This is a genomic window from Pseudoroseomonas ludipueritiae, assembly GCF_014490445.1.
Lineage (GTDB): Bacteria > Pseudomonadota > Alphaproteobacteria > Acetobacterales > Acetobacteraceae > Pseudoroseomonas > Pseudoroseomonas ludipueritiae.
Genome location: NZ_JACTUZ010000390.1, coordinates 1 through 582 on the forward strand (window position 1 = coordinate 1; position 582 = coordinate 582).

At 66.3% G+C, this 582-nt stretch carries 1 pseudogene; it reads right to left on the reverse strand.

The features are described 5' to 3' along the window. Positions 1–582, reverse strand: a pseudogene (locus IBL25_RS26560) (IS5 family transposase); the annotation flags it as partial.

Sequence of the window (582 nt, forward strand, 5' to 3'; positions counted from 1 at the left end):
CGCCCAGAGGTTCTCCACCCGCGAGCGGTTGTTGTAGATCCAGGTGGGACAGGCGACCGGCGCATCCGTGCGCTTGGGTGGGATGGCAGGACGTGCGCCCATGTTCCAGATCCGCTCGCGGAAGGCATCGGACGCATAGCCGCGGTCACCGATGATCCACCTTGGCACGTCCGGCAGGCTGTTGAGCAGACCAGGTGCGAGCGGCAGTTTATGCGCTTGGCCAGGCGCAAGAGCAAAGGCGATGGCCCGTCCGCGCCCATCGGCGATCACGCAAGCCTTGGTGCCATAGCCGCCGCGAGAGCGGCCAAGTGCTTCGCGGAGATCTCGCTCTCTGCCATGGCCCCTCTTTTTTCCGCGCCCGCTGCCTTGTGGTGCGCGCGGATACTGGTGCCGTCGAGGAAGGTCATGCCGAGCGCTACACCCCGCTGCTGCACCAGCGCCAGCAGGCGCTCCCAAACACCAGCCTTGGCCCAGCGGATGAAGAGCTGCGCCGCCAGCCACCAAGGACCGAGATCGTCAGGAATGCTGCGCCATTTGGCGCCGTTCTGGTGCCGCCAGAGAATGGCCGAGATGGTCCGTCGG